This is a genomic window from Vibrio sp. B172a (assembly GCF_030248355.1).
Classification (GTDB): Bacteria; Pseudomonadota; Gammaproteobacteria; order Enterobacterales; family Vibrionaceae; genus Vibrio; species Vibrio owensii.
This window is the reverse complement of sequence record NZ_JAHGAC010000034.1, coordinates 1-23,881: the sequence shown is the minus strand read 5'-3', so window position 1 is coordinate 23,881 and position 23,881 is coordinate 1. Positions and strand designations below refer to the sequence as shown.

22 protein-coding genes and 1 tRNA gene are annotated in these 23,881 nt (G+C 46.8%); 9 read left to right on the top strand and 14 right to left on the bottom strand.

All coding sequences use genetic code 11. The annotated features are described in order from the left end of the window. The first annotated feature begins 126 nt into the window (after window positions 1-126). Both KIT90_RS24140 and KIT90_RS24135 read left to right on the top strand, forming a co-directional pair. Window positions 127-1,530, top strand: a complete 1,404-nt coding sequence (locus KIT90_RS24140; RefSeq protein WP_005440474.1) for an SPFH domain-containing protein — start codon at window positions 127-129, stop codon at window positions 1,528-1,530. A 209-nt stretch (window positions 1,531-1,739) separates the two neighbouring features. Next, window positions 1,740-2,423 (top strand): nitroreductase family protein, encoded by a 684-nt coding sequence (locus KIT90_RS24135; protein WP_285379101.1) that lies wholly within the window; start codon window positions 1,740-1,742, stop codon window positions 2,421-2,423. Window positions 2,424-2,498: 75 nt separating this feature from the next. Here KIT90_RS24135 and frdD read toward each other — a convergent pair whose 3' ends face one another. From frdD to frdA, 4 genes are read right to left on the bottom strand one after another with little or no spacing between them, the layout of a single operon-like run. Then, window positions 2,499-2,876 carry a fumarate reductase subunit FrdD gene (frdD, locus tag KIT90_RS24130; protein WP_009707853.1) on the bottom strand — a complete coding sequence of 126 codons (378 nt, stop codon included), beginning with the start codon at window positions 2,874-2,876 and terminating at the stop codon, window positions 2,499-2,501. 12 nt (window positions 2,877-2,888) lie between these two features. After that, a complete protein-coding gene (frdC, locus tag KIT90_RS24125; RefSeq protein ID WP_005440480.1) occupies window positions 2,889-3,272 on the bottom strand; it encodes a fumarate reductase subunit FrdC in 384 nt (127 codons plus the stop codon). A 2-nt stretch (window positions 3,273-3,274) separates the two neighbouring features. Beyond that, a complete protein-coding gene (locus KIT90_RS24120; protein ID WP_005440483.1) occupies window positions 3,275-4,033 on the bottom strand; it encodes a succinate dehydrogenase/fumarate reductase iron-sulfur subunit in 759 nt (252 codons plus the stop codon). Continuing rightward, the gene (gene frdA / locus KIT90_RS24115) at window positions 4,033-5,853 is read right to left on the bottom strand and encodes a fumarate reductase (quinol) flavoprotein subunit (protein WP_061010659.1); all 1,821 of its coding nucleotides are present in this window, start codon (window positions 5,851-5,853) and stop codon (window positions 4,033-4,035) included. Before frdA ends, KIT90_RS24120 begins: the two co-directional genes overlap by 1 nt. A 449-nt stretch (window positions 5,854-6,302) precedes the next feature. Between frdA and epmA the strand changes: the two genes are divergently transcribed. The 4 genes from epmA to KIT90_RS24095 all read left to right on the top strand — a co-directional run bounded on the left by epmA (window position 6,303) and on the right by KIT90_RS24095 (window position 9,458). After that, on the top strand, window positions 6,303-7,274 hold the full coding sequence (gene epmA, locus KIT90_RS24110; protein WP_005440485.1) for an elongation factor P--(R)-beta-lysine ligase: 972 nt from the start codon (window positions 6,303-6,305) through the stop codon (window positions 7,272-7,274). Between the two features lie 9 nt (window positions 7,275-7,283). Beyond that, the gene (locus tag KIT90_RS24105; protein WP_258490814.1) at window positions 7,284-7,658 is read left to right on the top strand and encodes a VanZ family protein; all 375 of its coding nucleotides are present in this window, start codon (window positions 7,284-7,286) and stop codon (window positions 7,656-7,658) included. A 21-nt stretch (window positions 7,659-7,679) separates the two neighbouring features. Continuing rightward, window positions 7,680-8,315, top strand: coding sequence for a TetR/AcrR family transcriptional regulator (locus KIT90_RS24100; RefSeq protein ID WP_005440488.1), 636 nt, complete (start codon window positions 7,680-7,682; stop codon window positions 8,313-8,315). Window positions 8,316-8,501: 186 nt separating this feature from the next. Next, the gene (locus KIT90_RS24095; RefSeq protein ID WP_039840844.1) at window positions 8,502-9,458 is read left to right on the top strand and encodes an acetyltransferase; all 957 of its coding nucleotides are present in this window, start codon (window positions 8,502-8,504) and stop codon (window positions 9,456-9,458) included. 96 nt (window positions 9,459-9,554) lie between these two features. Here KIT90_RS24095 and KIT90_RS24090 read toward each other — a convergent pair whose 3' ends face one another. From KIT90_RS24090 to KIT90_RS24070, 5 genes are all read right to left on the bottom strand, one after another. Further along, window positions 9,555-10,703 carry a murein hydrolase activator EnvC gene (locus tag KIT90_RS24090; RefSeq protein WP_032803124.1) on the bottom strand — a complete coding sequence of 383 codons (1,149 nt, stop codon included), beginning with the start codon at window positions 10,701-10,703 and terminating at the stop codon, window positions 9,555-9,557. A gap of 26 nt (window positions 10,704-10,729) precedes the next feature. Then, entirely contained in the window at window positions 10,730-11,551 is an 822-nt protein-coding gene (cysE, locus tag KIT90_RS24085; protein WP_005440502.1) for a serine O-acetyltransferase, read from the bottom strand. Between the two features lie 78 nt (window positions 11,552-11,629). Next, complete coding sequence (gene gpsA / locus KIT90_RS24080; RefSeq protein ID WP_009707847.1) at window positions 11,630-12,667, bottom strand: NAD(P)H-dependent glycerol-3-phosphate dehydrogenase; 1,038 nt, start codon at window positions 12,665-12,667, stop codon at window positions 11,630-11,632. 205 nt (window positions 12,668-12,872) lie between these two features. After that, on the bottom strand, window positions 12,873-13,337 hold the full coding sequence (secB, locus tag KIT90_RS24075; protein ID WP_005440506.1) for a protein-export chaperone SecB: 465 nt from the start codon (window positions 13,335-13,337) through the stop codon (window positions 12,873-12,875). A 201-nt stretch (window positions 13,338-13,538) separates the two neighbouring features. After that, entirely contained in the window at window positions 13,539-13,973 is a 435-nt protein-coding gene (locus KIT90_RS24070; RefSeq protein ID WP_005425033.1) for a rhodanese-like domain-containing protein, read from the bottom strand. A 486-nt stretch (window positions 13,974-14,459) separates the two neighbouring features. Here KIT90_RS24070 and gpmM point away from each other — a divergent pair, with 486 nt between their 5' ends. Continuing rightward, window positions 14,460-15,992 (top strand): 2,3-bisphosphoglycerate-independent phosphoglycerate mutase, encoded by a 1,533-nt coding sequence (gpmM, locus tag KIT90_RS24065; protein ID WP_005425047.1) that lies wholly within the window; start codon window positions 14,460-14,462, stop codon window positions 15,990-15,992. A gap of 119 nt (window positions 15,993-16,111) precedes the next feature. Here gpmM and KIT90_RS24060 read toward each other — a convergent pair whose 3' ends face one another. From KIT90_RS24060 to rsgA, 5 genes are all read right to left on the bottom strand, one after another. Then, entirely contained in the window at window positions 16,112-16,999 is an 888-nt protein-coding gene (locus KIT90_RS24060; RefSeq protein WP_285379099.1) for a DMT family transporter, read from the bottom strand. A 122-nt stretch (window positions 17,000-17,121) separates the two neighbouring features. Further along, entirely contained in the window at window positions 17,122-19,002 is a 1,881-nt protein-coding gene (locus KIT90_RS24055; protein WP_264403898.1) for a methyl-accepting chemotaxis protein, read from the bottom strand. Window positions 19,003-19,288: 286 nt separating this feature from the next. After that, window positions 19,289-20,704, bottom strand: coding sequence for a DASS family sodium-coupled anion symporter (locus KIT90_RS24050; RefSeq protein ID WP_032803123.1), 1,416 nt, complete (start codon window positions 20,702-20,704; stop codon window positions 19,289-19,291). A 175-nt stretch (window positions 20,705-20,879) separates the two neighbouring features. Further along, on the bottom strand, window positions 20,880-21,737 hold the full coding sequence (gene asd / locus KIT90_RS24045) for an archaetidylserine decarboxylase (RefSeq protein WP_005443754.1): 858 nt from the start codon (window positions 21,735-21,737) through the stop codon (window positions 20,880-20,882). Between the two features lie 116 nt (window positions 21,738-21,853). Continuing rightward, window positions 21,854-22,918, bottom strand: coding sequence for a small ribosomal subunit biogenesis GTPase RsgA (gene rsgA, locus KIT90_RS24040; RefSeq protein WP_009707840.1), 1,065 nt, complete (start codon window positions 22,916-22,918; stop codon window positions 21,854-21,856). Between the two features lie 128 nt (window positions 22,919-23,046). On the opposite strand from rsgA, the gene orn reads away from it, so the two are divergent. Then, window positions 23,047-23,592, top strand: coding sequence for an oligoribonuclease (gene orn / locus KIT90_RS24035; protein ID WP_005443758.1), 546 nt, complete (start codon window positions 23,047-23,049; stop codon window positions 23,590-23,592). Between the two features lie 156 nt (window positions 23,593-23,748). After that, window positions 23,749-23,824, top strand: a tRNA-Gly gene (locus tag KIT90_RS24030). The last annotated feature ends 57 nt before the right edge of the window (window positions 23,825-23,881 follow it).

The window sequence follows — 23,881 nt, the reverse complement described above, 5'->3', positions numbered from 1 at the left end:
TTTCATGAATCTTTCGATTATTTCTTAATGTAACAATTTGATACATTAGACCTCGTTGTCAGCGAGTTGCATAGCAATTTGATTTTTATCGATTTAACTCAATGACAATCCAAAAAGGAGAACAAAATGGAAAGCAGAGGCTTAGGACGAGGTTTAAAGGTGGAAGAGAGACGTCAGTTACTACATAAAGGATTGAAAGCAGCCGTATTTGGTATTCCGCTGCTGGCAATAGGCTTAACGATTAACAGCTCAGTGCTGATGACCGATGCGGGTTACAGCTATGTGCATCAGAACAACATCACTGGTGAATTGGACGTCTTCACAGAGCCGGGCATTCACTTTCGCATGCCGTTTCTGTCCAAGATTACCAAGTATGACCAAGTGATCACCGTGTCATTTGGTAACAGCAAGGGCGAAGATTTTTATCAACGCCTTGATGCGATTCAGGTTCGCTTTGCCGATACCTACATTGGTCAGATCCCAGTGACATTCCGCTTCAAGTTAAGTAATGACCCAGAAGCGGTGAAGAAGATGCATAAAGAGTTCCGCAACAACAGTAACCTAATTGATGCATTGTTGGTGAAGAATGCACGTAACGTGACGGTGATTACCGCGACTCAATACACAGGTGAAGAGTTTTTCCAAGGCGGCTTGAACCAGTTCAAATCCAAATTGGGAGACCAACTGCGTGAAGGTATTTATCTGACAGAGCGTCGTCAGGTAGAAGTGGAAGAGCTAGATCTTGCTCCGGTGGGCGCGAATCAGTCGAACGCGAACCAACTGCAACGCACTAACCAATTGGTTTGGAAGACGGTGCCGGTAGTGGACAATACTGGCCAACCAATCCGTCAGGATAACCCACTACAGCAATACGGTATTCAAGTGACGCAGGTGACCATCGGTGACCCGCAACCAGAGAAGCAGCTTGATCAATTGCTCGCAGATAAAAAGCGCTTAGTAGCAGACCGTATCCGTGCGATTCAGGAGCAAGAGACCTCCAAAGCACAAGCAGAGACTGAGCAGTTACGTAAAGAGATTCAACGTACCCGTGAAGTACAAGATGCTCAACGTAGTAAAGAGCTTGCGATCATCGCACAGCAAAAAGAAGTCGAAGTTGCACGTCAGATTGCAGAGCGTGAAATCGTCGAAGTTGAGAAAACCAAGCGACTGGCTGAGGTGGAAAAAGAGAAAGAGCTAGCGATTGCAGAAGCGAACCTAGCGATTCAAAAAGCCAATGCTCTATCAGCAGAATTTGAAGCAAAAGCGATTCTTGAAAAAGGCCGTGCAGAAGCGGAAGTCTTGAAAGCGAAGTACGCGGCACTGGGTGCAAACCGAGAAGTGTACTTGGCAGAGCTGAACCGAGATGTGGCGAACTCGCTGTATAACAACCTGCAAAACTTCCAAGTGCAGATGCCACAAAACTACATCGGTGGTGGGGAAGCGACAGGTCTGAAAACCAACCTTGATGTGATTACTGGCTTTGGTGCTCTTGGTTTAATGGACCAAACCAAGAAGGTCACACAGCAATAAGATCATAGGTGACCAAAAGCTCTGATAGCTGTACAAATCAGAGTAATGCAGAGGCTGATACGTGTTATCAGCCTCTCTTTTTTGTTGGTGAAATACGGCTGAATATTTGCGCTTTATCTCAATATCACATTGATTTTATGAAGATAAAAAGGCGAGGGTGAAATTTGTGGCTATAGTGAATCAACACCCAATAAGCGCAAGGAAGCACTATGTCGACTCAAGAGCAACACCATCCACTCAATGATTTTGTTGAGTACCCTCCACAGGAAATGGCAGCAAGAGCTGTACACAACTTTGAGCAACTTCAGCGCCGTCATTCGATTCGAAGTTTCTCTGATCGCCCAGTAGCGAAAGAAGTCATTGAGCACTGCATTCGAGCAGCGGGTACGGCACCTAGTGGGGCAAACCATCAACCTTGGCATTTTGTTGCGATTAACAGTGCAGAAGTGAAAGGGCAGATCCGTCAAGCCGCTGAAGAACTAGAACGTTCTTTCTATGAAGGTCGAGCAGGGCAAGAATGGTTAGATGCACTGAAGCCACTTGGCACGAATGCCAGTAAGCCGTACTTGGAAAAAGCGCCGTGGCTGATCGCGGTGTTTTCGCAAAAGAAAGGTGGTATGAGTAACGATGGGGAGCAAGCCAATTATTACGTGCATGAGTCAGTCGGGATTGCTACAGGCTTTTTGCTTCAAGCATTACATAACGCCGGTTTGGGTACCTTGACGCACACGCCAAAGCCGATGAGTTTCTTGAGTAAGATCTGTGGGCGAGACAACGATGTCGACCGTCCGTATATGTTGATTGTGACCGGTTATCCGGAAGAAGACGCAACCATTCCAGAACATGCGATGCACAAAAAGTCGCTGGATGAAATCGCGACCTTTATTGAATAGCACTGACGATAAATACAAATAACAGGTAATAAAAAAGCTGGCGAGGTGCCAGCTTTTTTCATTTCCGTCGGTCTCTTAAATCATGAAGATAAAGATAACGGCTAGTGCAGAGATAAGACCTGCAAACGCGTAACATGCGATTTTACCTACCACACCTGTGTGGAATTTAAGGTCGTGCATGCCGTGGTGTACACGGTGCATTGCATGCCACATTGGCAGTGCTAGCGTACCGATGATGAACAGTGCGCCAATGATGCTAGTCGCGAATTCAGACACGCGCTCGTAGCTCATTGCTTCTGCATCAATGATGCCTAGTGGAACTAGGATACCCAGTACGAGTACTGTGATTGGCGTGATCATCGCAAACCAAGTACCACCTGCACCAAATAGACCCCACCAGATTGGCTCATCAGAACGTTTCGGTGCTGTATTAACACTATAATTCGGTTTCATTACTCAAGCTCCTTACATCACGATGAGAACGATCAGTGAGATGAACGCTACCGCTGCCCACTGAGTCAGAACGATGATCTTCTTATCTACAGGTTTGCCTTTCAGACGAATTGGCATTACCTGTGGCATCATGCTGAAGAAAGTTTGTGCGTGGAATAGGCTACCTAGCAGTGCAACGATGTTGATCGCTACCACGATAGGGTTTGCCATGAACTCCAACCAACCTTGCCAAGCTTCAGGGCCTTTCACTAATGAACCTAGACCGAAAGTCAGGAAGATAGTGAACAGGATTAGAGGAAGCACCGTTGCTTCACGTACCATGTAGAAGCGGTAGAAAGGATGGTTCTTCCACCATGTGCGTTTTATTTCACGAACGTAAGGTTTACGGTTGCTCATCCTTATGCCTCCACTTTCTTTGGTGAACCATCAGGTTTCAACATCGCAATCACGAAGTCCATAGAAGACTCCACTTTGCCTTGGTTTACTGCTGCTGCTGGGTCAACGTTCTTCGGACAAACTTCAGAACAGTAACCAACAAACGTACAACCCCAAGCGCCGTTTTCACCATTGATCAGCTTCATGCGCTCATCTTTACCGTTGTCACGGCTGTCTAGGTTGTAACGGTGTGCCAGAGTCAGTGCCGCAGGGCCGATGAACTCAGGGTTCAAACCGAACTGAGGACATGCTGCGTAGCAAAGACCACAGTTGATACAGCCAGCAAACTGCTTGTATTTCGCCATTTGCTCTGGTGTTTGTAGGTTTGTGCCGTCTTCTGGTTTGCGGTCGTTACCAATGATGTAAGGTTTGATCGCTTCTAGGCGCTCGATGAACGGCGTCATATCAACGATCAAGTCTTTCTCGATTGGGAAGTTTGCTAGAGGCTCGATAGTTACGCCATTCGGGTAATCACGTAGGAAGCTCTTACAAGCAAGCTTAGGCACGTTGTTTACCATGATGCCGCAAGAACCACAGATCGCCATACGACAAGACCAACGGTAAGACAGATCTTTATCTAGGTGATCTTTGATGTAGCCAAGTGCATCAAGTACAGACATGGTTTCATCAAATGGAACTTCGAATGTTTGCGTGTATGGTTCCGCGTCCTTCTCAGGGTCGTAACGCAGAATGTCTACTTTTTGAATGCGGTTTGCTGACATTATGCTTGCTCCTCTGTGCTCTTCGCTTCTGCTTCAGCGGCTTTTTCAGCTGCTGCAGCTTTCTCTGCCGCTTCACCGTATAGACGTGCTTTTGGCTGAGATTTAGTGATCTTCACGCCGCTGTAGTCGATACTTGGTGCTGCATCTTCTTTGAAGAAAGCAAGCGAGTGTTTCAGGAAGTTCACGTCATCACGCTCTGTACAACCGTCGTCTAGACGTTGGTGCGCACCACGAGATTCTTTACGTAGGATCGCAGAGTGAACCATCGCTTCTGCGACTTCTAGGCCGTAACCCACTTCGATAGCGTATAGAAGGTCAGTGTTGAACACTTTGCCTTTGTCTTTGATGCTGATTTTCTTGTAACGAGCTTTAAGTTCAGTGATCTTATCAATCGTTGCTTGCATCAAATCTTCTTGGCGGTAGATACCACAACCTGCTTCCATGGTGTGACCCATTTCAGTACGGATATCAGCCCAGTTTTCATCACCTTCTTGGTTCATTAGAGCAGCAATGCGATCTTCTACAGCTTTCACTTGAGTCGCGATAGACTCTTCGTTCCAGCCTTTGAATTCTGCCGCGCGTTTCACCGCTTGTTCACCCGCAACGCGACCGAATACTACGAACTCAGCCAGCGAGTTAGAACCTAGACGGTTTGCACCGTGAAGACCAACAGACGCACATTCGCCAACCGCGAATAGACCTTTAATGCGAGTTTCACATTCGCCGTTGGTTTCAATACCACCCATGGTGTAGTGAACCGTTGGACGAATTGGAATTGGCTCTTTTGCAGGGTCAACGTTCACGTAAGCTTTCGCTAGCTCACAGATGAACGGTAGACGCTCTTGTAGGTACTCTTCACCTAGGTGGCGAAGGTCTAGATGCACCACATCACCAAGAGGGTGTTTGATGGTGTTGCCTTTCTGTTGTTCGTGCCAGAAAGCTTGAGAAACTTTGTCACGTGGACCAAGTTCCATGTATTTGTTCTTAGGTTGACCCACTGGAGTTTCTGGGCCCATGCCGTAGTCTTGTAGGTAGCGGTAGCCGTCTTTATTGACGATGATACCGCCTTCACCACGACAACCTTCAGTCATTAGGATACCCGTGCCAGGAAGACCTGTTGGGTGGTACTGAACGAATTCCATATCACGTAGAGGAACGCCGTGACGGTAAGCCATCGCCATGCCGTCGCCCGTTACGATACCGCCGTTGGTGTTACAGTGGTAAACGCGACCAGCGCCACCTGTTGCTAGTACGACAGACTTCGCTTTAATCGTAACTAGTTCACCTTCAGACATGTGGATTGCAATCAGACCTTGTACTTCACCTTCATCAACAAGCAAGTCGACAACAAAGTACTCATCAAAGCGCTTGATGTTGTCGTACTTCATCGACGTCTGGAATAGCGTGTGAAGCATGTGGAAGCCAGTTTTATCTGCAGCGAACCAAGTACGTTCAACCTTCATACCACCAAAGCGGCGTACGTTGACTTCACCGTTCTCTTTACGACTCCATGGGCAACCCCATTGCTCCATTTGGATCATTTCGCGAGTCGCGTTCTCTACAAAGTATTCAACAACGTCCTGTTCACATAGCCAGTCACCACCGCCAACAGTGTCGTTGAAGTGGTTGTCTAAGCTATCTTCATCCTTGATAACTGCTGCTGAGCCACCTTCTGCAGCAACCGTATGGGAGCGCATTGGGTAAACTTTAGAAATAAGCGCTACTTCTAAGTCCGGGTTTGCTTCAGCCGCTGCAATAGCAGTACGAAGACCAGCGCCGCCTGCGCCGATGACTGCGATATCTGTGGTGATAGTTTGCACAGTTATCCTCCAGTGTGTGATTGCGGAAATCCGCTTGTTATTGTGAGTGTGAGGGCACCGTTTTTAGGCTATCCCTCAAAAGTAGTAGGGTTAGTGTAGGGGAGCCTTATGGCAGAAAAATTGATGTATTTGGGTTTTTTCTCCGGTAATGCACACGAGAGCATAGAAATTCTAGGTTATGTGACTGCTATCACGGCACGAAACAGTTGAGGGATAAACGTAAAGCTGCTCAATGTTACACAGGTGTTGCACGACATTACCCTCATTGATAATAGGGTAAGTTGTGAGTGTTTTTTGTACTGTAGAACGTGGAATGCTTGCTTCAATTCTGATCGAGTTTTATTCGTATTTAGACCAATACAATTAAGATGAATCCCCCCTCGCCGAGCTAGGCAAAGCGTGCCAAAATTGCTATTTTCCTCGCTCACTTATGTATTGAGAGTCTTGTTATGCAAACGACCTGGCAACCTACTGCTTCTATGGAACAACTTCGTCAACGTGCCGCGTTGATCACCGCTATTCGTCAATTCTTTGCCGAGCGACAGGTGATGGAAGTCGACACGCCAGCCATGAGTCACGCCACTGTGACCGACATTCATTTGCATACTTTCCAGACCGAGTTTGTTGGCCCAGGTTATGCCGATGGCAGCAAGCTGTTTTTTATGACTAGCCCTGAATTCCATATGAAGCGCTTACTAGCCGCAGGCAGTGGTTGTATCTACCAAATCAACAAAGCGTTTCGTAATGAAGAGAATGGTCGTCACCACAATCCTGAATTCACCATGTTAGAGTGGTACCGCATCGGCTTTGATCACCACAAGCTGATGGACGAAATGGATGACCTGCTACAACTGGTATTGAAGTGCGGCGCTGCCGAGCGCATGACTTACCAGCAAGCTTTTATTGACGTACTTGGCGTGTGCCCGTTAGAAGGCTCGATGCAAGAGCTAAAAGCGGTGGCGGCAAAGCTGGGCTTGAGTGACATTGCCGAGCCTGAAGAAGATCGCGATACTTTACTGCAACTGCTGTTCAGCATCGGTGTGGAAGCTAAGATTGGTCAGCAAGTGCCGGCATTTGTTTATGATTTCCCTGCATCGCAAGCAGCATTAGCGAAGATTAATCCACAAGACAATCGCGTTGCTGATCGCTTTGAGGTGTACTTCAAAGGTATCGAGTTGGCGAACGGTTTCCATGAGCTAGATAACCCGAAAGAACAATTGGCGCGCTTTGAACAAGATAATGCTAAGCGTCTTGAAATGGGTTTGAAGCCACAGCCGATCGACTACCACTTGATTGGCGCGTTAGAAGCAGGCTTGCCAGATTGTGCCGGTGTGGCGCTCGGCGTTGATCGCTTGATCATGTTGGCTCTTGGTTGTGACCATATTGACCAAGTGACTGCTTTCCCATTCCCAATTGCTTAAGGATTGACGATGAATCTGACCGCTGCACGTTTGGTGCTACTTAGTTACGCGACATTAATTGCTTACCTATCTTTGAGCTCTGGAGAGTTGCAAGATTGGGGGAATATTGCGTACTTAGATAAGATGCAGCACGCGATGGCGTACAGTGGTTTTGGCTTCTTGGGCTGTTTCTGTGTAGCAAGCTGGCGTCAGCGTTGGATTGTGGCACTGAGCATTCTGTTATTCAGCGCTGTGATTGAAGTTTTACAAGGTTATGTGGGGCGCCAAACCTCATGGCACGACTTGATTGCGAACTCGATTGGCATTCTAACTGGTCTGCTATGTTACCGTATTTGGAGCCTCTATCGACCTAGGTTGGTGAAGTCGCTATACTCGATTCGATAATGAAGAGGGAATACGATAACCATGAAAACGCGCGACAAAATCGTTTATGCCGCACTGGAGTTGTTTAACCAACATGGTGAGCGCAATATTACAACTAACCACATTGCTGACCATATTGAAATTAGCCCAGGCAATCTTTACTACCACTTCCGCAACAAGCAAGAAATCGTGCGTGAGATTTTCGCGCTTTACTCTGCGGAACTGCTAGAACGCTTTACTCCAATTCAAGGTTCTCAAGAGAGCCTGACCATGCTGAAAAGCTACCTCGATTCAATCTTCACTCTGATGTGGAAGTACCGTTTTTTCTACGCGAACCTGCCAGAAATCCTTTCTCGAGATGAGCAACTGCATGATGAATACATTGATGTTCAAGAGAAGCTGCAAGCCAATCTCATTGCAATCATGCAAGAGTTTGTGTCGCTGAAGCTATTGAATGTCGACCAAGAGCAGTTGAAATCACTGGTTTGCACGCTGCATCTTATTGCGTGTAGTTGGTTAGCTTACCAATCGGCGATGTCATCAAAGACCGATATTACCGAGCTAATGGTGAAACAAGGCATGTTGCAGATGCTTAACGTGGTGAAACCCGTGGCGACCGAGCAGGGCATGGAACAGTTGCTTTTGCTTGAAGAAGCAGTGAGTCGTCTGCACAGTTAATACTATTTTCCTTCCTTATTCATTTCAGAAAATGAGAGTATGGCTCAACGCTTAAGGTTTAGAGCGCAGCTCTCATTTTCAACTCCTTCCTTGAGTTGACTTGCTGTGCTCATTTCGCACAATAGAACTCATGCTCTTCCATACTTTCTAGTGGAAGATGATTCTCGATAAAGGAACTATCGTTCAATGAATTACGACATTTTTAATGGCGATGCCGACGGCATCATTGCATTGCTGCAATTGCGCTTAGCGGATCCCATCAACGCTGAGTTGGTGACAGGCGTAAAGCGCGACATCAAACTGGTGGAAAAAGTGGGTGTGCAAGCGGGTGATGAGCTGACAGTGTTGGACATTTCAATGGAAAAGAACATGGTAGGTCTAGAGCAAGCTTTGGCTCAAGGCGCGCATGTTTTCTACGCTGATCACCACAAAGCGGGCGAGATTCCTCAACACGGTAATTTGGACGCGCACATCGATCTCGATGCCAACATGTGTACTGCGTTGATTGTCGATAAACTGCTTGATGGCCGTTTTCATACATGGGCGATTACCGCTGCTTATGGCGATAACTTGATCGCTAAAGCGGATGCATTGGCGGACAAAGCCGGACTTAATCAAGAGCAGAAAGCACAGCTAAAAGAGCTTGGCACCTTAATCAACTACAACGGCTATGGCTCTAAAGTAGACGACCTTCATTTTCACCCAGCGGACTTGTACCAAGCGTTGAAGCAATACGTTTCACCATTCGATGCGATTGCAGATAAAGCGTCACCTTACTACCAATTGCAATCGGCTTATCAACAAGATATGGATGCGGCGCAGGCGGTTCCTGCTACTCACGAAAGTGCGAAGCTCAAGCTATTTGAACTGCCAAACAATGCAGCATCACGTCGAATTAGTGGTGTTTATGGCAACTGGCTTGCAAACCAAACCCCAGACTCTGCGCATGCGGTGTTAACTGAAAATGCAGACGGTACTTACACGGTTTCTCTTCGCGCGCCACTGAATAACAAGCAAGGTGCCGTGGCTGTGTGTGGACAGTTCCCGACAGGTGGTGGTCGAGAAGCTGCGGCGGGCATCAATGCGCTAAGCAAAGATGATGTTAGTGCCTTTATTGATGCGGTTGAGACCTACTACGCATAGCACTTTCCAAAATATACATACAACAAAGGAGCCGAGTGGCTCCTTTGTTTTTTGTGTCGTGATAGTGCTGATTAGAACTGCGATGATAAACGACAGCTACATACGCTTTAACCAAGATTTTGGGTTTTGCGCTTCACTGTTACGGCGAATTTCGAAGTACAGTGAAGGTCTGTCTTGACCACCTGTATCACCCGCAAGGGCAATTACTTCACCGGCTGTTACCTTATCGCCTTCTTTCTTGGTCAATGCTTGGTTGTAACCGTAGAGCGTCATGTCGCCTTTACCATGGTCGAGCAGAACGACTAGACCATAACCGCGTAAGTATTCAGCGAATACAACGGTACCTGGGTAAACGGCTTTGACTTGTTGACCGTAGCTTGCTGAAAGCACCATGCCTTTCCAGTTTACTTGGCCAGTTTGTCTGGTTCCGAAGTTATGCAAGACTCGGCCTTTGAGTGGCCAAGGCAGTTTGCCACGTTGTTTCGCAATACCATCCATCGGTACTGCGTTACGTTTCGCGGCTTTCGCGATCTCCGCTTTTAGGCGGGTTTCGTTGCGTTGCAATTCTGAAAGGTAACGTTTGTCGTCTTTGATGCTTTTCTGAATCTTGCTTAGCGTGCCTTTACGTTTCGATTGCGTGCTTGCCAATGACGAGCGCTTTTCCGATTGCTGCTTAAGCAAGGTTTCTATCTGTTCTTTTTCCAACTCAAGTTGGTTTTTATTGTGCGCCAACTCTTGAGTGGTTTTAGTAATAGCATCAATAACCTCCGCACGTGCTTTCGCTAAGTGTTGGAAATATTGACTGATGCGATCTTCTTCAACCCCTTCATTGAGCAGATGTCCATTGGCTTTGGCGCGTTCCGTCACGTAGTAGGTTTGAATGAGCTGTTTTAGCTCTTCCTCTTGCGCTTGGCGTTGACCTTCTTGCAGTGCAATTTTCTCTTCCAACTTATTTATGTTCTGATCGGCTTGCGCTAACTCGGCCTTAGTTTGCTTAATTTCTCTTTCTAGTTTCGAGATACCAAGCTCTTGGTCTTTAAGCGACTTTTGCAGATCGTTAAGTTGTTTTTCTTGAGAAGTGAGCGATTTACGCTGACGGCTGATTTCGCTAGAAACGCCTTTTAACTCTTGCTGACTGGCAGCGGAAGAGGTGAGGGGATATGTGGCAGATAAAGCACAAGTTAATAAAATAGCCGAGCGTAGCACTGGGTGATTTTGTTTTCGCACTTGAGAGTTACCTACCACATTATTGTCAAAGGATCAGATGACGATTAAATACCATCTCCATGGATAAAGCTTTGCGATTTGCCATTAAAGCCTTGATCCATATCGAGAGAAGGTTTGTCCGTTTTCGGACGACCAACGATTTTTGCAGGCACACCAGCCACAGTTGTGTGGGGTGGCACTGCTTGCAATACCACAGAACAAGAGCCGATTTTCGCCCCTTGACCGACTTCAATATTGCCAAGAATCTTTGCACCTGCGCCGATCATTACGCCTTCGCGAATTTTCGGGTGACGGTCACCGCACTCTTTGCCGGTACCACCAAGGGTGACGTCCTGCAAAATAGACACGTCGTTTTCTACTACGGCGGTTTCACCAATCACGATGCCAGTTGCATGGTCTAGCATGATACCACTACCGATGCGCGCTGCAGGGTGAATATCGACCTGACACGCCACAGAAATCTGATTTTGCAGGTAAGTCGCAAGAGCGTGACGACCTTGCTTCCACAACCAGTTTGCTACTCGGTAGCCTTGCAGAGCATGGTAGCCCTTTAAGTACAATAATGGCATTGAGTACATAGAAACCGCAGGGTCGCGATTGACCGTGGCACAAATATCACAAGCTGCACCGTCCGTGATAGTAGGATCGGCAGCAAATGCCTCTTCAACCACTTCACGCACTGCCATAGCAGGCATCGATGCAGTGTTTAATTTGTTGGCCAGAATATAGCTCAATGCGGCACACAAGCTGTCATGCTTAATAATGGTCGCATGATAAAAGCTCGCCAGCATAGGCTCTTGCTCTGACATCTCACGGGCTTCTGAAACGATTTTGTTCCAGACTTTTTGTTTTTCGCAGTGTTTCATTCTCAATATCCTGAGTGGTTCTTCCGTGACCCGACAACTTCTATTCTTCTCAGATGAGGTGCAAAGGGAGCTAGGGTGCTACTTTCCTTCGGCTTTTTTGTCACGAGCAAGTAAATCTTGCGCTGCCAGGCGTGCATCTTTTCCTTGATACAATACTTGATAAATTTGGTCAACAATTGGCATCTCTACGCCCATGCGCTGAGAGAGCATCCAAACTTCTTTGGTGTTGCGGTAGCCTTCAACGACTTGACCGATTTCTTCTTGCGCAGTGTCGACGTCTTTACCTTGACCTAGTGCCAAACCAAAACGACGGTTACGCGATTGGTTATCGGTACAAGTTAAAACAAGGTCGCCCAAGCCAGCCATGCCCATAAAGGTTTCTGGTTGTGCGCCCAGAGCTGCACCAAGACGGCTCATTTCTGCCAAACCACGTGTAATCAAAGCGGTTCTTGCATTGGCACCAAAGCCGATACCATCAGACATACCTGCGCCAATCGCGATAACGTTCTTCACCGCACCGCCAAGTTGCATACCGATAAAGTCGTTGTTTGCGTAGACACGGAAAGTTTTGCTGCAGTGAATCTTCTCTTGCAGGTCAGCAACGAAGTCTGCGTCTGGAGAGGCTACAGAGATAGCAGTAGGCATACCCATCGCAAGCTCTTTAGCAAACGTAGGGCCAGACAGTACCGCTAGCGAATAGCTGTCACCGATGATGTCGAACGCCACTTCTTTTAGTAGGCGACCGGTTTCTGGCTCAAGACCTTTGGTTGCCCAACAGATGCGAGAATCTTCGCGTAGGAAAGGCTGACAGCTTTTTAGTACGATGCCGAAAACGTGGCTAGGAACCACAACTAACAAGTCACGGCTTGCTTGAACGGCTTTTTCTAAATCCGACTCAATGATCAAGCTCTCTGGGAAATCAATACCAGGTAGGAATTCGTGGTTGGCACGGTCTGCTTCAAGGCGTGCCATGTGCTCTGGCTCGTGACCCCAAAGGATGACGTTCGCGCCGTTACGAGCAAGGGAGATTGCCAAAGAAGTGCCGTATGAGCCAGCACCGATCACAGTCATTGCGATGTCTTTACCGTAAGCATTGTTTGTATTTGCTTGTGTCATGCTACCGCCTAATTGTCTTTCTACTAGTAGAATCTAGTTCATAATCGCTAGAGTTTACGCTCTCAAGGGGTTAGGAACTAGGAACTTTTATCAGAAATAAAAAATGCACATTGCATCGCAGAGAGGACGCTTTGTGCATTTTCTTCAGGTATATGACGTGTGCTCATTCTCTATGAAGGGCAACACGTCACTTACAAAACGTGAATTACGCTTCAGCTTCGCCTTGTTGAGCTTGCTGTTGTAGGTAGTTCATGAATAGCGCGTCGAAGTTAACTGGCGCTAGGTTCAGTTGAGGGAACGTACCTTTAACCACTAGGCTTGAGATAGTTTCACGAGCGTATGGGAATAGGATGTTCGGGCAGAATGCGCCTAGGCAATGTGCAAGTTGACCTGCTTCCATTTGCTCAGCAGTGAAGATACCACCTTGTTGAACTTCACATAGGAACGCTGTTTCTTCTTCGTTCTTAACAGTAACAGTTAGACGTAGAATTACTTCGTAAACACCTTCACCAAGCTCACGGCTTTGAGTGTCTAGGTCTAGTTTAACGTCTGGGTTCCACTCTTTTTGGAAGATTACTGGAGAGTTAGGCGCTTCGAAAGAAACGTCTTTTAGGAAGATGCGTTGAATTGCAAAGTTTTGTTGTGCGTCTTGTGGTGCTGCTTCAGCCATTTTTAAATCCTTAATAAACATTTGTTGGGTCTAGGATTATCTAAACCCAGAAATATGGTTTGTCCTGAGACTAACTGAGCAAATCTACCTTGACTAGATGAAGCGCTTATTACGTGCAAAGCATCACAACTTAGTGCTTCAACTGCTTTCTATTTGCTCAGTTTATATAAACGAGGCTGGCAAAATTGTTTTACCGCGACCTTATTTCTTACCACGTACTAGTGGAAGGTTCGCTTCGTTCCATGCAATCAAACCGTTTTTCAGTAGGCTTACGTTTTCGAAGCCTGCTTTAGCTAGTAGGTTTGCACTTTCTTGAGCGGTTTGACCCGTTTTGCATACCACAATGATTGGGTCTGATTTACGGTTTTCAAGGCTACCAAAGTTACCTGCTTTGATATCAGACGGCAAAATGTGAAGTGCGTCGGTGATATGACCTTGTTTGAACTCATCTTTAGAGCGGATATCCACCACAACGCCGTTTTCACGGTTCATAAGGTGAGTCAATTGGTTTACGTTAATCTCTTTGTATGCGGCTGTCGCTGATTTCACGAGGTTCATGATAAATGCGACAAGAAGACCTACCCAAACCAAAGATAGAATCATGTTCTGTTGGAAAAAATCAATGTACTCTTGCATGTCTTGAGCTCTTGCAATGTTGGCGGAAAAATAAAGCAGGAGTATAGCGGGGTTAGTCGTCTTAGGCGAGAGGGTTAAAATTTTCTAACGAATAATTGAGATCTACGCGCTTGCCCCAGGGCTTTTCTGATGTGTTATTCATGCAATCTTATTATCACTTCCTCCTATCAATTCAATCGGCGTAATTGACTTCACTTCTGGTCGAAAAAGCGCACAATGGGTCACAACAAAAAGTTTTTCACCAAAGTATTTCGGTGGTCGTACAAAGCGTCTTGAAAGTGACTATGCTTGTGGAACACGTTTGCTGACTGAGTCGGGTTGCTTGCTAACTTGTAAGATAGCAACAATAAATCGCAAACATTATTTGATCTTAACCTACAGTTTTGGTTAAAAAGTGTAGTAAAATTACGCTAGTTTTGTTTCAAGGTTAGATAGAGCAGCGAAGCTCTACACCGAAAGTTACTTAAATTTGATGAGGTCATCACTATGTCTGCTAAGAAGCCATTGGCTCTAGTTATCCTTGACGGTTACGGTTACCGTGAAGACACAGCAAGTAACGCAATTGCAAATGCTAAAACACCAGTAATGGATGCACTAATTGCGAACAACCCTAACACTCTAATCTCTGCTTCAGGCATGGACGTTGGTCTACCTGACGGTCAAATGGGTAACTCAGAAGTTGGTCACACCAACATCGGTGCAGGTCGCGTTGTATACCAAGATCTAACTCGTATCACTAAGTCTATCGCTGACGGTGAATTCGCTGAAACAGCAGCACTAGTTGAAGCTATCGACTCTGCAGTAAAAGCTGAGAAAGCAGTACACATCATGGGTCTTATGTCTCCTGGTGGTGTTCACTCTCACGAAGACCACATCTACGCAGCGGTTGAAATGGCAGCAGCTCGTGGCGCTGAGAAAATCTACCTACACTGCTTCCTAGACGGCCGTGACACGCCACCACGTAGTGCTGAAAACTCACTACAACGTTTCCAAGACCTATTTGCGAAACTAGGTAAAGGTCGCGTTGCTTCTCTAGTGGGTCGTTACTACGCAATGGACCGTGACAACAACTGGGATCGCGTTCAAGTTGCTTACGATCTTCTAACTCAAGCGAAAGCTGAGTTCACAGCAGAAACGGCAGTTGCAGGTCTAGAAGCGGCTTACGCTCGTGAAGAAAACGACGAATTCGTTAAAGCAACAGCTATCAAAGCGGAAGGTCAAGAAGACGCAATCATGCAAGATGGCGATGCAGTTATCTTCATGAACTACCGTGCTGACCGTGCACGTCAAATCACTCGTGCATTCGTTCCTGCATTTGACGGCTTCGAGCGCGCTGTATTCCCAGCAATCAACTTCGTGATGCTGACTCAATACGCAGCTGATATCCCTCTAGCTATCGCATTCCCACCTGCGTCTCTAGAAAACACTTACGGTGAGTGGCTATCTAAGCAAGGTCAAACTCAGCTACGTATCTCTGAAACAGAGAAATACGCGCACGTAACGTTCTTCTTCAACGGTGGTATTGAGAACGAATTCGAAGGCGAAGAGCGTCAACTTGTTGCTTCTCCAAAAGTAGCAACTTACGACATGCAGCCAGAAATGAGTTCTCCAGAGCTAACAGAGAAGATGGTTGCGGCTATCAAGTCTGGTAAGTACGACACTATCATCTGTAACTACCCGAACGCAGATATGGTTGGTCACACTGGTGTTTACGAAGCGGCTGAGCAAGCTATCGAAGCACTAGACGAAAGCGTTGGTAAAGTGGTTGAAGCAATCAAAGAAGTGGGTGGTCAGCTACTGATCACTGCGGACCACGGTAACGCAGAGATGATGATCGACCCAGAAACTGGCGGCATCCACACTGCTCACACTAACCTACCAGTACCTCTAATCTACGTAGGTGACAAAGCGGTTGAGTTCAAAGAAGGCGGTAAACTGTCTGACCTTGCACCAACAATGCTTTCTCTAGCAGGTCTAGAAATCCCTGCAGAAATGTCTGGTGAAGTGCTAGTTAAGTAATTAACTGACGATTCAGAATGATAAAAGCCCGAGTTCGACTCGGGCTTTTTTGTATCTGTAATTCTGTGTTCGGTAAGGCGGTGAGTTACTGGGCTCAACAGGCCCTAATTGAACCTGATCTATTGCACTAAGATGCCAGTGCCGATGACCGCCAGTGCTGCGCCAAACCAAGCGAATCGATTCGGACGTTTCTTGGTGTAAACCCACAACAATGGCAGCAACATGATCGGCGTTGTTGAAGAAAGCAGAGCCACCATCCCGACATTACCTTCACGCAGGGCATAGAGAATCAACGTCATACCTACCGCCATGGCCAAAAAGCCGTTTAATGCAGTAATACCAAAAACTTTCCATGTGATGGTTTGAGTCGCGCGAGCGACTTTGGCGCCAATTAACCAAAGTGCGCAATGTGCGACGAAAGCACTGATCATACGAATCGCGGAAGCGGCGACTGGATCGACACTGGTTTGCATGACAGGCTTAGCAATAATGCCGCCCAGAGCCTGACACATAGCGGCAGTTAAACCGAGCCCGACGCCAATCCAAACGTTGCCTTTGATCTCTTCTAGCGCATTGCTGGTTTGTCCGCGTCGGCCGTAGAAAATTGCCATGACGACACCGCTAAAAACTAAGGCGGCACCAATCAGCTCCATACCCGTCATGCTTTCGCTAAATAGGAAGTAACCTAAAATGGCGGAGAAGACGGCGTGACAAGAAAACAGTAAACCTGCTTGGCGTGGCCCCATGCGGTTCAAACAAGCGAATAGCGCGGTATCGCCAATAAAGATACCAATCAAACCGGACGTCATCATCGGTGTAATGTGTTCCGACGAGACACTCAGCCAACCACCCGTTATCCACGCCATCGTGGAGAGGATTACCGCGGTACAACCCATACGCCAACGGCTATAGGCAAACGCACCAAGATGCTGAGCGGGAACAACAGAAATTAAGCTAGAAACAGCCCATAGGAAAGCAGCGCATAGCGCCAGCCATTCATAACCCATGATTGCGAGACATCCTTGTAGAGCAGGGTAAGGCTCTAATATGCATCAATTTATAGAGATGTAAAAGAGCATCTTATCGCTAATAAAAAAGCAGCTCGTTGAGCTGCTTTTGATGGGGAGGATTACACTCTAAAGCGACTGATGTTCTCACGCATGGTATTGGCGGTATCGTACATCTGGCGTGCGCCTTCACTGCTTTTAAGCGATTGTTCGGCAATCATGTCGGCATCGTCTTTAATGCCTTGTGTGTTGCGGCTGATATCTTCGCTTACCGCGCGTTGCTCTTCTGCAGCGCTTGCGATTTGCATCGCCATGTCGTTGATCTCCGTGATCGAGTTAGTAATGCTAGTTAAGCTGTCGTGTGCTTGCTGAGCATAATCCACGCTAGTATCTGCCAAACTGGTGCTGGTTTGCATGCTATTGACTGCCAGCTTGGTGTTGTTTTGCAACGTTTCGATCATGGTACGGATTTCTTCCGTTGAACCATGGGTGCGCTGGCTAAGTACACGTACCTCATCTGCAACCACGGCAAAACCGCGACCTTGCTCACCAGCACGAGCTGCTTCAATTGCCGCGTTGAGTGCTAACAAGTTGGTTTGCTCGGCAATACCCTGGATCGTTGATAGGATTTGGTTGATGCTCTGTGTGTTCGCTTCTAGCTCTGAAATCACGCTGGCGGCATCACTGACTTGTTCAGCCAGTTCGACAATCGCTTCACGGTTTTTCTGGATGACGTTTTGCCCTTCCATACAAGCCGATGCGGAGTTTTGCGAAGCGCTTGCTGTTAGCTCTGCATGACTTGCTACCTCAGCAGCGGTTGCTGACATCTCATGAATGGCTGTGGCAATTTGGTTGACGTCATTTTGCTGATGTTCAACACGACCTGCAGCCATCGCAGAAAGCTCATTTGCTTGATTAGCCTGCTCAGAAAGTTGCTCACTGTTTTCAACAATACTCTTCAACATGGTCTGCATTTGAGCAAGGAACTGGTTCACGTGAGTGGCAAGTTCCCCAATCTCATCCATGCGTTCGATCTTGATGCGTTGAGTAAGATCACCTTCGCCCTGTGATAACTCTGAAAGCGCATCAGACAGTGTTTGAAGTGGCTGCAGTAGGCGGGTGATGATGTAAGTGCTGATTGCCGCAATAATCAGGTACAACACAATCGAAGCAATAGCGGTAAACGTTACTTGCTCAGAGACAGACGCAAATGCCATTTGTTTGTCTTGCACAATACCTAGAGACCAATCGGTGTTAGGCACTTTAGCCACGTAAATCAGCTTATCGCCTTGGCTCGGCCATTGAATGGTGTCTAGCTTCGCATCACCGGCCAGCGTCATCATCGTGCTATGAGTTAAGGCTGGGTTGAGTTCTGTCAGCGGTTTTTGGCTGAGCTTTTCATCTTTGTAAGCCACTAAGTTGTTGTTGCCATCAACTAGGAACGCAAAGCCATCGTTATCAAGCTGAATATTAAGGACTTCTTTGATGATGTCAGTTACTGCTAAGTCAGCGGCAAGTACCCCTTTTTTGCCTTGATTGAATGCCTTAGCAAAGCTAACCACAATGCTGCCATCGAAATCTTGGTATGGCTCTGTGATGATCAACCCCGATTTCGCCATTGCATCTTGGTACCAAGGGCGAGTGCGTGGGTCGTAGTCAGAAGGCCAAGATTCAGATTTATCACCGTAGGCAATCGAGCCGTCAGAGAAGCCAGCGTAGACCGATAAAAACTTACCAGCACGCTTGGTCAGTAGCATCTCGCGATCGGCGTTATCAGTGCCAGCGATGATGTTTTCATTCGCGAGCATCATGTCGCTGCGAATCGCCAGCCAATCGCTGATATAACGGTTGGTCGATTGAGAGATGTTTTGAATTTCTCGATTAAGGGTAGAAGTGGTTTCTTCGCGTAATTGATTGACGGAAACCCAAGCTTGAACGCCACTAACAATGGCGATAATGACTGCAATCGCAATCTGTATTTTAAGTTTGATGGTATTTCTCATTGCCTTACCTTCATAAAACAGACAAAAAGATCAATGTCACGAGCCGTGACTTCAAAGGGTGTGAGACGATTCAAGCACTGAAAGTTACATGAAAGGCTGTAGCTAATTTATCGACGTTTTACGTGGAAACTTGAGATAAATAGCGTGATTTTTATTCAATGTGTTGATTATAAAAGTGATTTTTCTAGATTCGAAAATCGATATGGATTTCGCAAATATCGCTGTGGGTTGAAAGTGCTGGAAGGAAAGAGTCTGGGGTGGCGTGAACCACCCCGAAGTTAGCGTGTTAGAACAAGATAATCACAGCGCCATAGACGATGAATAGGCCCACCAAACCGATAATCAACCCGACTTTTGCCATGTCTTTGCTTTCAATTAATCCTGTTGAGTAAGCGAGTGAGTTAGGTGGTGTAGAGACTGGCAAAATCATACCGAGCGATGCCGAGAAGGCGACCACAACCAACAAACCTTGTAGGCCACCGATAGCAACCAGGCTCGGCATAGAAGCCCCAATCGCTGCAGCAATCGGCATCAATAAGTTCGCGGTAGCAGTGTTGGACATAAAGTTTGCCATTAGCCAACACACGACCGATAGGGCAACGACGACCGCAAATGGAGATAGGGACTCATAATCGATTGCGTGAGCGAGGGCTTCAGCCAAGCCGGTTTTATCTAGCGCAATACCAATAGCGATACCACCGGCTACCAGCCACAGCACATCCCAGTTGATAAGCTTGAGCTCTTCTTTGCCCATGATGCCTGTTAGTGTGAATACGGCGAGTGGAATAATGGCGACGACATAGGTATTCATGCCGTGAACTTTGGTTGTCATCCACAGTAGGATGGTCATGGCGAAGGTTACATAAACCACGATCGCGCGCCAGCTTTTCTTAAATTTACCATCCAAGCGCAGCTTCATTTCAGGTTCGCTAGAAGGGAAGAGCTTTTGCAATAGGAACCAAGCCAGCGTCAGTTGCACTAAGACAAAAGGCAAGCCCATCATCATCCAAGATAGGAAATCGATGCTGTTTTCTCCGGTTAAATATTGCAAGGCAATCGCGTTAGGCGGGGTACCGATTGGCGTTGCGATACCACCCGTATTAGCGGCAATAGGAATACACAAAACCAGCGCTTTGATCCCTAAGTCTCCTTTTGGTGCTGAAGCAACAATGGGACCAAGGAGAGCTAGCATCATCACGGTCGTCGCAGTGTTCGACATAAACATCGAGAACACGGCTGTGATCAACATTAAGCCCAGCATGATGAACTTAGGTTGAGTGCCAAACGGCTTGAGCAGCACACGAGCAAGGTTGTTATCAAGCTCGTATTTAGAGGCAGCAATAGCGAGTGCGAAACCACCCATGAAAAGGATGATGATAGGAGAGGAGAAGGCGGAGAAAATATCGGTGTAAGCGATCAACTCACCCAAGTCATGTCCCGCTGGTGGATTGCGAAATAGGTGCAAGCCTTTGTCCGATATCATGATCAATTCAAGTGCGATGATAAGAATCGAAGTCGCGAATACGGGAACCGGTTCTAAAACCCAAAGTAGTGCAGCAAGAAGAAAAATAGCCAGAAGACGATGCTGAATTAAAGTGAGATCGTCAATTGGAATGGCATCTATCGGCATCATTAAGACACCGAGTGGAATCAAAAAACACACCAGTAACTTGACCAGTGTGTCCGCACTCATCTTTGGCATTGGCAGCCCCTTTTATAATCATCCCTCAACGCAGAATAATTGATTGCGCTTTTAGGTACTTAGAGGCAAGTACGAGTTTGAAAAAGAGAGGCGAAATTTCGAACAGAGTTTTGCTTTTTGTCAATAAAAAAGCCCCCGCGAGCGGAGGCTTTAAAATCAGTTTGAGCGGAAAAGCTTACTGCTGGTGCGCGTAAGGAGTACCCATTACGGTTGGCTTACCATTTTCCATGCTTTCATCGAATGCAATTGCATCTTTTGCGAACAGGTTGATAACGGTTGAGCCAAGCTTGAAGCGACCCATTTCCTCGCCTTTCTTCAAGATAACGGCTTTATCGCCTTCTGCAGGGTAATCCCATTTGTAAACCGAGTTACCACGTGGTGGCGTGATAGTGCCAGCCCATACTTGCTCGATGCTACCTACGATGGTTGCACCAACCAGTACTTGTGCCATTGGACCAAACTCAGTATCAAAGATACATACCACTCGCTCGTTACGTGCGAATAGGTTTGGCACGTTCTCTGCCGTTAGTGGGTTTACCGAGAATAGGTCACCAGGTACGTAAATCATCTGACGCAACGTGCCGTCACATGGCATGTGTACACGGTGGTAATCACGAGGTGATAGGTACAAGGTTGCGAAAGAACCGTCTTGGAACTCTTCCGCTAGTTTTGCGTCACCGCCAAGTAATTCTTGTGCCGAGAAGTTATGACCTTTCGCTTGGATAAGTTGACCATCTTCAATTGGACCGAATTGGCTTACACACGCGTCGGCAGGGTGAGTTATCACGGCATCGCCTTCAGCAATTGGGCGTGCGCCTTCCTTTAGCTCACGTACAAAGAACTCATTGAAGGTTTTGAAGTGTTTAGGATCGGAGTGCTTCGCCTCATCCATGTTCACGTTGTATTGCTTGATAAACCAGCGAATGATTGCTGTTGTTAGACCGCCAGCCTCAGCTGAAGCTAGTTTGCCCACTAGGCGTGTTAACCCATGTTGTGGGATCCAGTACTGCAGTCCAACTTTAATCTTGTCCATCTTTAATTCCGATACTTCTGTTTGATTCTCGCTTTAGGGCGCGTGATGTTACTGAAATTTAATCTGCTTGTCAGTATTAGGTGATGATTTCTTACACAGTTGCAGCCTTAACTCAGCTACAGATCCGCTTTCTTGCTGCGTGAGTACTGACGGTTTGCTTTGTTTTCACTCATGCTTTCTAGGATGCGATGGTAGTTTTCAAAACGGACTTCACTCACTTCGCCTTTTTCCACTGCTTCTCGCAGGATACAGCCAGGATCGTCGTTGTGCTTACAGTCGCGGAACTTACACCCACCAAGATAAGGACGGAATTCAACGAACGCTTTGGTCACTTCTTCTGCTTCTAAGTGCCACAGGCCAAACTCACGTACTCCTGGTGAGTCAATCAGATCACCGCCAGTAGGGATGTGGTACAAGCGAGCAGCTGTAGTGGTGTGTTGACCCAAGCCTGAGTTCTCAGAGATCTCACCTTCTTCAACTTCTTGCTCAAGTTCTGGCATTAACGCGTTCACTAAACTTGATTTACCTACACCAGATTGCCCAACGAAGATGTTGATACGATCGCGTAGTTGCTCTTCAAGTTCTGCAATGCCCTCGCCTGATTGCTTACTTACAAACAATACTTTGTAGCCAATACGCTTGTATTCTTCTAGCCACTCCTCGTACATTGCTCGATCTTCATCAGCAAGCAAGTCGATTTTGTTGAGTACTAGTAGCGGTGCGATGTTGAGTGTTTCGGACGCCACTAGGTAGCGGTCGATGATGTTGAGTGAAAGCTCTGGCAAAACCGAAGAAACGATCACCATTTGATCGATGTTCGCGGCGACGGGTTTCAAACCATCATAGTAGTCAGGTCGAGTCAGCATGGATGTTCTAGGTTCAACGGCTTCAACAACACCTGAAATACCAGCCATTGATTCAAGACCTTCGCGCCATAGCACGCGATCGCCTGATACCAGTGATTCGATACCACGACGAAGGTTACAGCGCTGCACTTCACCAGTTTCTAGATCTTCGATGTCAGCGTGCTGACCGAAACGAGTGATAACGAGACCCTGTTTACTTGCGCCTAGCATGTTCTCATCCCACTGGATGGACTCTTCTTGCTTCTTTAGGCGTTTTTGTTGGTTGCTGCGTACGCGGCGCACCTGACCTTTGGTTAACTTTTTCTTTTTTGCCACAATCTTGTACTTAATGTGAGTTAACTCAGTTGATTAAACGGAATCTTCGTCAATCGAGTGAGTATCGTGTTTCAAGTATTTTCAGGTATAGTACCTCTTTTATCGATAAACAAATAGGCGGCGTAATCATGTCCTTTAGCGATCAAAACCTGATTTGGGTGGATTTAGAGATGACAGGGCTCGATCCTGAAACGCATAAAATCATCGAAATTGCTTCTATCGTCACGGATAGTGAATTGAATATTTTGGCTGAAGGTCCTGTTCTTGCTGTCCATCAGCCAGAAGAAGAATTGGCTAAGATGGACGACTGGTGTACTAATACACATACGGCAAGTGGTTTGGTTGAGCGTGTTCAAAACAGCCAAATTTCAGAGCAAGATGCTGTTGCGCAGACCATTGAGTTTCTCGAAAAATGGGTACCAAAGGGCGTTTCTCCAATTTGTGGTAACAGCATTGGTCAAGACCGTCGTTTCTTGTACAAACATATGCCTGAGTTGGAAGAATACTTCCACTACCGCTATTTGGACGTGAGTACGCTAAAAGAGCTGACTCGCCGCTGGAAACCAGAAGTGTTAGACGGTTTTTCGAAGCAGGGCACGCATCTGGCATTGGATGATATCCGTGAGTCGATTGCTGAGCTAAAGTACTACCGCGAAACGATCTTTAAGATCTAACTGTTAAGGCTGCGATCCAAATTGTTGTAATTAATGAGCGTTTTGCTTGCTTTTTCATCTGTTGGTAAAAAAATAAAGTTTTTTTGAACGAAGGACTTGCATCACAAAAAAATGCTCTTATAATTCGCAGCCCTGAACGACGGAAACGTTGTTGATGCGACACTAGCTCAGTTGGTAGAGCGCAACCTTGCCAAGGTTGAGGTCACGAGTTCGAACCTCGTGTGTCGCTCCAAATTAAAAGGCCTTTCATCATGCCTTAAATGGTGAACTATGGACGCGGGATGGAGCA